Here is an 8,319-nt window from a genome sequence, read left to right as displayed (position 1 = left end):
CCCAAAACCTTAGCGCTTTTGCTCAATTTGTCTTCTTAATAGCAAAGAATTAGCGACGACTGATACCGAGCTTAACGCCATGGCTGCGCCCGCTATTATAGGGTTCAAAACGCCAAACGCCGCCAATGGTATCCCAATGACATTATAAATAAAAGCCCAGAACAAGTTTTGCTTGATTTTTGTTATGGTTTTTTGGCTGATAAACAAAGCGTCTGCGACTTTTTTTAGGTCGCCGCGCATAAGCGTGATATCGCCGGCTTCAATGGCGACATCCGTTCCCGTACTCATTACAAAGCCTATGTCCGCGCTTGCAAGCGACGGCGCGTCGTTGACGCCGTCGCCGACCATGGCGACAATATTTCCGCCTTGTTTTAGTTTTCTTATATGCTCTTCTTTCTGGTCGGGCAAGACTTCGGCTATATAATCGGTTATGACAACTTCTAAAGCTGTCATAGCCGCGGCGTGCGATGCGTCGCCCGTAAGCATTACCGTCTTAATGCCTTTTTCTTTTAGTTCTTGGATTGCGGCTTTTGCGTTGCTTTTGATTGTGTCGGTTATCAAAAATACCGCCGTTAAACTGCCGCCTTCGCTCAAGTAAACCGCCGTTCCGCCTTTTTGGGCGTAATGTCTATAATCTTCTATATCCACGCCTTTTTCTTCCATTAACTTTAAATTGCCCGCCAAAACCTCCGCGCCGTTTATTTTGGCTTGAATGCCCTTGCCGGCATAAGAAACAAAGCTTTCGGGCTCTATATATCGCGCGCCTTGTTCTTGCGCGTAACTTACAAGGGCATGCGCCAAAGGGTGCTCGGACTGCTTTTCGCATGAGAGGATTATATCCAAAACGCGCGCTTTGTCTTGGTTGATTGTGACCATTTCTTTGACCTGGGGCTTGCCTTCTGTGATAGTGCCCGTTTTGTCAAAGGCTATTATATTAATATTATGCGCCCGTTCCAGAACATCGCCGCCTTTGAATAATATTCCCCGTCTTGCCGCGCTGCCCGTTCCTACCATAATGGCGGTCGGCGTGGCAAGTCCCAAAGCGCAAGGGCAAGCTATGACTAATACGCTTACCGAATTAATAAGCGCGGACGCAAAGTCTTTAAATAATATCGTTATAACAAAGGTTATGACAGCTATCAACAAGACTATGGGCACGAAAATTCCCGAAACCTTGTCGGCGATTTTTTGGATAGGGGCTTTTTTGCCTTGGGCTTGCTCTACTAGCTCTATAATCTTGGAAAATACCGTGTCTTTGCCTACTTTTTGGGCGCGGTATTTTATCGCGCCCGAAAGGTTAATAGTCCCGCCATAAACTTGGTCGCCTTCGCCCTTGTCGGCGGGCAGGCTTTCGCCCGTCAGCATAGACTCGTCAAGCGAGGTATGCCCGCTTATTATTTCGCCGTCCACGGCTATCTTGTCGCCGGGCTTGGCCAGTATTATATCGCCTATTTTGATATTGTCTATTGGAATTTCCAATTCAATCCCTTCGCTTGTGATAATCCTTGCCGATTTGGCCTGAAAGCTCAAAAGCTGTTTTAGGGCGTCCGAGGTGCGGCTTTTGGCGCGGTGTTCCAAAAATTTGCCCAAAAACACCAAAGTGATAATTACTGCCGAAGACTCAAAATACAAATCCGCTCCGCCTTGACGGTCGCTCACGAGAAAAACTGCCATATTATATACGCTAAAAAGATAAGCCGCCGTCGTGCCCAAAGCGACCAAAACATCCATATTAAGACTTTTGTTTTTGATTGACTTGTAAGCTCCTATGTAAAAAGCGCTTCCTGTGCCGAATTGAACTATGGTGGCAAAAGCTAGCTGCAAATACAAAAATATCGGCCTGTTAAGAAAATGCCCCGCTTTTGACATATGAACAAACATCGCCAAAAATAAAGGCGCGGAAAATATGGCGGAGATTATTAACCTATAAAATAGGCTTTTGTATTCTTTGATTTCCAGCGCTCTTTTTTGGTCGTTGGTCAAGTCGCTATGCAAAAAAGCCTTATAGCCGGCGTCTTTAACATATTGGATTATTTGCCGGCTTTGGATAATATTTGGATCATACGTGATTGTCATAGTATTGATGGCAAGATTAACATTGACGCTTTTTACGCCCTTTCTTCGCTTTAGCGCCTTTTCCACCCTCGCCGAACAGGCGGCGCATGACATTCCGACAATTTTATAGCTTTCTGTTTTCATGAACGGCCTTCTTTACTGGTTATTTGGTCTTGCGTTATATCCCAACGATTGAACCGCGCTTATTATATCCTGTTCGGATACTTTGTTTTGGTCATATTCTAACATCATGGATTCTAAGGTTATTTTATAGGACTTGATTCCTTTTAATTTTTTGATTGCCTTGGTAACTTGCGCTATGCAATTGTCGCACGCCAAACCGATTAATATAAAATCGGATTTTTTCATTTTATCCTCCAATTTATTTTAATTATAGCATTAAACCCCAAAAGATTAAGTAAAAAAATTACATATGTAAATAGCCTTTGACAAAGGACAAAAAAATAAAGACCGTAAAATAGTTTTTACGGTCTTAATGATTATTTATCTAAAAACCGCTTAGGCGTTAATCTTTTAATTTATTGCCGCAATTGATGCAAAATTTTTGGTCGGGTTCTGTTTCGCTGTCGCACATAGGGCATCTGTTATAATATCCTCTATATACATTGTATTTTTTAGGTTGGTTATAGGTTTGGGCGTTGTCATCGCGGCGGTTATGATGATCAGGGTGATAATGGCCGTCTTGAGGGGGGTTGTGTTGCTGGTTTCCCTTTATTCCTTGAACGATAGAGATTATAAACGTTATCGCGACAGCCCCAAAAATTATCAAAGGAAAAAGGCCCATAAAGCTAAAGCCGTAAAAAAGCCTAAATTCTCGGTAAAGGGCAAACATAACCAACGCAACTATTATGAGAAATATTCCGCCTACAATGCGGTTTCTTACCCATTTCATAATAACCTCCTATATATAAGTATAGCATTGATTTATATGTTTGCGAATTAAAATAGATTAAAGAATAATTAAAAAACAATTAGAATTTAATGAATAATTTAAAACGGCTTATACCTTAAGCCAAAATTAAGCGTTTTAATTTCTTTTTTTATCCATCTCAAACTTAAAAGCTGTTTTTATAATCAAATAAGCGATTAACAAAACCGCCAAAATAATTATTATATTCAAAGAAATATTGGCTATCAGGATAACGCCAAAAACTATCATTGACATCAAATAAGCGCAAACAAGATGCATCAGAAAAGATATCAAGGCCCATTTTTTGCCCAGTTCTTTGCGTATCGCCGCTATCGTCGCGACGCAAGGGCTGTAAAGCAAAACAAACGTCAAAAACGGCAAGGCTTGAGTCCAAGTCGGCAAAATTTGGGAAATGCCGCCCAAAGTGGCTATAGCGGAAACTACGGTCTCTTTGGCGACCAAACCGCAGATAAGCGCGCTTACCGCCTGCCATTTGGTAACGCCTATGGGCAAAAACAAAGGCAGCAAAATTTGGGATACGCTTTTTAGGATGCTGTCGCCCGCCAAGCCCACATATTTTAAGCGCCAATCAAAGCTTCCCAAAATCCATACGACAATATTGACCAAAAACAAGACCGTGCAGACGCGGATAAAGAAGTTTTTTATCTCTTGGAGCGCGAGCTTTAGCGCTCTTTTAAAAGACGGCAACCAATATGGCGGCAATTCAATAAAAAAGTCGTTTTCCTTGATGTCAATTTTTAAGAATTTGTTTAGTATCAGCGCCCATACGCAAGCGGCTATTATTCCACCCAAATATAATCCCGTCACAATCAAATAGCTGAATTTGGAAAAAAACGCGCCCGAAATCGCCAAAAATACCGGCATGCGCGCGCTGCACGATATAAAGGGCGTTATCATAACGGTTTTTAGCCTTACGCTTGGCTGCTCTATGCTCTTGGCCGTAAAAACCGCCGTAGCCGAACACCCGAAGCCCATTAGCAATGTATACGCGGCTCTGCCGTTTAGGCCTATCTTTTGCAAAGCCCCGTCCAAGACATAGGCCGCCCTTGCCATATAACCGCTGTCTTCCAATATCGCCAGACAAAAAAACAAAAGCGTGATTTGCGGCAAAAACTCAATAACGCTCCCCGCCCCGCCCAAAATCGCTTCGCTTACAAGTTTGTTAAAGCCTACGCTAACGCCCGCTTTTTTGAGCCCCGTGGAAATAACGCTTTCCAGCTTGGTTATCCACTGTCCCAAAATATCCGAAAAGCGGCTGCCCGCAAGCTCAAATGTAACAAAAAACACCGCGCCCATAATAAGCGCGAAAATAGGCAGGCACAAGAATTTATTGAGGATAATTTTATCGGCTTTGGATAAGTCATTTTTGGTTGTCTTTTGTTTTTTGACGCTTCGCATAAGGTTGTCTATATACGAATACGCTTGGGGGGCGTTTAAGTCTTGTAGTTTTTTTTCAATATCTTGGATAGGTTTTTGGGTTGAAGTTTTATAGCTCTTTATTATCTGCTCGCATAAAACATCCAGGTTAATTCTTTTTTTGGCGCTTATGGACACTACGGGGACTTGCAGCGTTTTAGACAATAAATCAAAATCTATCTCAAAATCTTTTTGCTCGTCCGCCATATTGACAACCACAACCATATTGACGCCAAGCGCTTTTAGCTGCAACGAAAGGTAAAGGTTGCGGGCAAGCGCCTTGACTTCGCATATGTTAAGGACCAAATCATAACCGCCGCGCTTTAGCCTGTTTAGAGTTATTTTTTCTTCCGCGCCCGCAAGCTTTAAAGAATATATGCCCGGCAAGTCTTCCAATATTATTTCATAGCCCTTAAACCTAAAGGCTTTTTTTTCGCCCGCAACCGTGACGCCATACCAATTGCCCGTATGTAGATTGCTCTTGGTCAGTTCGTTAAATAAGGTAGTCTTGCCGGTATTGGCGTTGCCGATCATAAGGGCCTTAATAATATTCAAATTGGCGGCTCCTTGTCTTTTAGCAATCTTACTTCTATGTCCTTAGCCAACGAGCTTCTAAGCCCGACTACGCAATCCCTTATCAAAATTAATCTGCCGTCAAACAGGCTGATATTAAGGACTTTTATTTTGGTTTTTGGGGTATAGCCTAGCTCCCCAAGTTTTTTGGCGCTCGCGCCCGACACTCGCACGATCTCGGCGCTCTCGCCTATTTTTAAATCATACAAAGTCATAAATATATCTTATTAAGCCAAAGCCAAAAATAGAAATAACGGCGCGGTAAATTTTTTGATACGTAAAAAAACGCCTAAATTATAGATATGATAAAGAATAATTAAAAAAATATAAAAATTATATAAAAGTTAAAATGCTGAAAAAATGTTGCGGAATTTGAAAATTAAAATATAATAATTAATATCCATACAAATATTTTATTAAAGGGTAAAACATGTTTTGGTGAATAAAGCGCATAGTTTTTGCCTAGAAAAGGAGGGATAATGTTCAAATTATTAGATATTGTGAGATTGAAAGAAGATGATCTTGAAGCGGGCGTGAAAAAAACATATACTGGAACTATCGTTGACGTTTTAGGAAACGGCGAAGCATTTACTGTTGAATTTATTGATGAAAATGGCGATATGATAGAAAAAGCTATAATGAAGGAATATACAGCTGATCAATTGATTTTAGTTGAATCTTATAATGAATAATAAATATGTCAAGATAACATTAAAAATCAAAGACGAGTAAAAAGCTCGTCTTTTTAACATATAAATAAGTTCATCAAAGACGGATTATAGAATTTGATTTAGGGCATACTTTGAAAATTGAAAAAAACAAAACAAAATACGGCTTATGTCTTAAAATAAAATCTTTTTTTAAAAGATATTGATTTTTAAATAGACAAAATTGGCAAATTTTGGTAAATATGCTTTACTTTATTTGATATTGTGTTATTATAAAAATATAGATTGTTTTAGTTATAAGCTTCCTTTTTATCAAAAAAGACAAAAGGTTTTATTGAAGCCCTTTGTCTTTTTTTTGATTTTTAAAATATCTTAAAAAATTAGGCGTTAGCCTTTTTTAACCGTTTTGGCGATAAAAAAAGGCAAGAGACTTTCTTGCCTTTATTGTTTTAGTTTTTTGGGATTATCTTAAATAAGATTTATGACATTATACGCCAAGAACAGCGCGCCCATAAGCGACGCCACCAAGCTTACGACGGTGATTTGGGTATTAATGCTCGGTCCCGCCGTATCCTTGAAAGGATCGCCCACGGTATCGCCTACCACAGCGGCCTTGTGCGCCTCGCTGCCCTTGCCGCCGATGTTGCCGGCTTCTATATACTTTTTGCTGTTGTCCCAAAGCCCGCCGCTATTGGACATAAACAAGGCAAGCAATAATCCGCTTACAATGTTTCCGGTCAAAAATCCGCCCATAGCCTGAACGCCGCCCACAAAGCCTACCACCAAAGTAATAATTATGGCGAACAATCCCGCGGGGATAAGCTCCCTTATAGCGCCGTGGGTGGCGATAACGATGCATTTGTCGTATTCGGGGATTACGCCCTCTTTGCCCTCTTTAAGGCCGGGGATTTCGTCAAACTGTCTGTGGATTTCTTTTACCATTCTTTGCGCGTTGCGGTCCACGCCCAAAATTTGCATAGCGCTGAACACCGCGGGAACGGCTGCGCCTATAATAAGTCCAAAGAAGACCAAAGGATTGGTTATATCAAAACCGCTTATTTTGGCCAGTCCCAAAGCTTCGGCGGCTTCGTTTACTTCGCTGATAAACGCGCCCAAAAGCGCGATAACGGTAAGACCCGCCGCGCCTATGGCAAAGCCTTTTGTGATGGCCTTGACCGTGTTTCCTGCGGAGTCTAGGCTATCCGCTCTTTCCAAAACCTCGTCGCCAAGACCGCCCATTTCGGCAAGCCCGCGCGCGTTGTCAACGATAGGGCCGTAAGCGTCGTTGCTTATAATCATTCCGACTATTGAAAGCATGCCTACCGCCGACATTGAGATACCAAACATTCCATAACCTTCGCCCAAGGGCGCGCACAAGTAATATGCGCCCAATGCCGATATTGCTATTCCTATCATAGCGGGCAACACGCTCAAAAACCCATAGCTTACGCCCGACAAGATTGTAAACGCCGGTCCGCTTGCCGATGCTTTGGCGACATTTTGGACGGGACGCTTGGTATCATTGGTAAAGTAATCGGTGACAATGCCTATAACCACGCCTACCAAAAGACCCAATACGGACGCTCCCCATATCCGCCAATCAAATTTGAATATGGCTGTCGCCGCCGCGGACAACGCTAAAAACAATCCCGTGGTTATATAGGTGCTTGTGTTAAGCGCAAAAGTCGGGTCGTCTTTTTTGCCCATGCGCGCTAGGAATATTCCAATCAACGAGGACAAAAGCCCGATTGACGCAAAAGCGAATATCATCATAATATTTTTGGCTACGCCTAGGCTCGCGCCCATGACCAAAGCCGCCGTCATTGACGCCACATTGGAGTCAAACAAATCTGCCCCCATGCCCGCGACATCGCCCACATTGTCGCCCACGTTATCGGCGATAACAGCGGGGTTGCGGGGGTCGTCTTCGGGTATGCCAAGCTCCACTTTCCCGACCAAGTCCGCGCTAATATCCGCAGTCTTGGTAAAGATACCGCCGCCCGCCTTTGCAAACAAAGCTAGGCTGGACGCGCCAAAGCTAAAGCCCAACATCAATAACGAATTGTCCGTCGCCATAAATACAAGATAAGCCAGACCTATTCCCAAAAGACTCGCGCCCACCACGGCAAGTCCCATAACCGCGCCGCCGCGGAATCCGCACAAAAAGCTGGGTTTGATGCCTTGTTTTGCGGCTTCGGCCGTCTTAATATTGGCGACTGTGGCAATGGCTATGCCGATATAGCCGGCGAGGCAACTAAAAACATTACCCAAAATATACGCCGCCACCACGCCGATATGGTCGCCTATGGTTTGCGCTAGATTGCCTTGCCAGATAGGTTTGGGCAAAAACACAAAAATAAACAGCGACACTACGCCGGCGAATTTGGCGAGAATGATGTATTCTTTTTTTAAGAATGTCATCGCGCCTTGTCTAATGTATTTGCCCATTTCAGCTATCTTGGGATTATCGGATGGCTGTTTCTTTATCCACATATAAAGCCAGAAAACAAAAACAAACGCAAGCAAGGAAACTCCAAGTCCTGCGATAATGAAAAAAATAATTTTTAAGTCCAAATCAGTTTCCCCTTTATTGTAGCTATTTGGCGATTTGGAAAAAACCACCATAGGCTTTATTTTATAATTATATTATTGTAT

Annotated in this window: 7 protein-coding genes; 1 reads left to right on the top strand and 6 read right to left on the bottom strand. The window is 42.6% G+C overall.

The annotated features are described in order from the left end of the window. Positions 1-9: 9 nt before the first annotated feature. The 5 genes from GX756_05270 to GX756_05250 all read right to left on the bottom strand — a co-directional run bounded on the left by GX756_05270 (position 10) and on the right by GX756_05250 (position 5,211). Positions 10-2,199, bottom strand: a complete 2,190-nt coding sequence (locus GX756_05270) for a copper-translocating P-type ATPase (protein NLC17273.1) — start codon at positions 2,197-2,199, stop codon at positions 10-12. Positions 2,200-2,211: 12 nt separating this feature from the next. Further along, positions 2,212-2,424: a heavy-metal-associated domain-containing protein gene (locus tag GX756_05265; GenBank protein ID NLC17272.1), complete on the bottom strand. Its 213-nt coding sequence runs from the start codon at positions 2,422-2,424 to the stop codon at positions 2,212-2,214. A gap of 157 nt (positions 2,425-2,581) precedes the next feature. After that, complete coding sequence (locus GX756_05260) at positions 2,582-2,968, bottom strand: hypothetical protein (protein ID NLC17271.1); 387 nt, start codon at positions 2,966-2,968, stop codon at positions 2,582-2,584. A gap of 135 nt (positions 2,969-3,103) precedes the next feature. Further along, positions 3,104-4,978 carry a ferrous iron transporter B gene (locus GX756_05255; GenBank protein NLC17270.1) on the bottom strand — a complete coding sequence of 625 codons (1,875 nt, stop codon included), beginning with the start codon at positions 4,976-4,978 and terminating at the stop codon, positions 3,104-3,106. Then, positions 4,975-5,211 carry a ferrous iron transport protein A gene (locus GX756_05250; protein ID NLC17269.1) on the bottom strand — a complete coding sequence of 79 codons (237 nt, stop codon included), beginning with the start codon at positions 5,209-5,211 and terminating at the stop codon, positions 4,975-4,977. Before GX756_05250 ends, GX756_05255 begins: the two co-directional genes overlap by 4 nt. Before the next feature lie 264 nt (positions 5,212-5,475). On the opposite strand from GX756_05250, the gene GX756_05245 reads away from it, so the two are divergent. Then, the gene (locus GX756_05245) at positions 5,476-5,688 is read left to right on the top strand and encodes a DUF4926 domain-containing protein (GenBank protein NLC17268.1); all 213 of its coding nucleotides are present in this window, start codon (positions 5,476-5,478) and stop codon (positions 5,686-5,688) included. A 444-nt stretch (positions 5,689-6,132) separates the two neighbouring features. On the opposite strand, the gene GX756_05240 is transcribed toward GX756_05245, so the two are convergent. Further along, complete coding sequence (locus tag GX756_05240) at positions 6,133-8,289, bottom strand: sodium-translocating pyrophosphatase (GenBank protein NLC17267.1); 2,157 nt, start codon at positions 8,287-8,289, stop codon at positions 6,133-6,135. Between the last annotated feature and the right edge of the window lie 30 nt (positions 8,290-8,319).

Source organism: Clostridiales bacterium, from assembly GCA_012512255.1.
GTDB lineage: Bacteria > Bacillota > Clostridia > Christensenellales > DUVY01 > DUVY01.
This window is presented reverse-complemented; position numbering and strand designations above follow the sequence as displayed.